At 42.7% G+C, this 555-nt stretch carries 1 protein-coding gene; it reads left to right on the forward strand.

The window, feature by feature from the left end:
* On the forward strand, positions 1-406 hold a 406-nt coding region (locus N1032_RS27205; protein WP_259543820.1), incomplete at its 5' end, for a hypothetical protein.
* Positions 407-555 lie beyond the last annotated feature (149 nt).

Genomic DNA, 555 nt, shown 5'->3' on the forward strand with positions numbered 1-555 from the left:
TCAACAGGCTCAGATCACCGCTGCTAAGATTCAGGAAACTGACACAGCAATGCTCCGTAAATATGGTCAAAGATGGGCTACTGAAGGTAGTGATGTGTATGTATGGGCAGTACAGAAAGGTATTCCTTTTGAAAGTCTCAAAGGAGCCCTATGCCCAGCACTAGCTGACCTACTGATGTCTCAGCGTGATGCAGAGATTGCATTTAATTCCAAGAAACAACAAAATATAAATGTGGTGAAGAACAAGATTCAGGCAACTCGATCTCCTACTCCACGTAAAACAACTAACCGTAGTGCTCAAACTAACGCTAATCAGGTTAAACGTTCCAAACTAACCAGTAAAATGGGGAATGGTGGTTTAACACAAGATGAATTAGGTTCAATGTTTGACCACTTGGTAGATTAACGCTATAAATCGGGTCTTTTATTAGGCCCTATTCCTATAGGAGACCTAAATGGCTTTAACTTTAGAGACCAACAGAACTGGTGTAGAGAGTGGCTCAGCTGCTGCTCGCCACGCAGCTGACATGAAAGCAGTTGGTGTTCCATTCAAGT

This window comes from Herbiconiux daphne (genome assembly GCF_024979295.1).
In the GTDB taxonomy this organism is placed as follows: Bacteria; Actinomycetota; Actinomycetes; order Actinomycetales; family Microbacteriaceae; genus Herbiconiux; species Herbiconiux daphnes.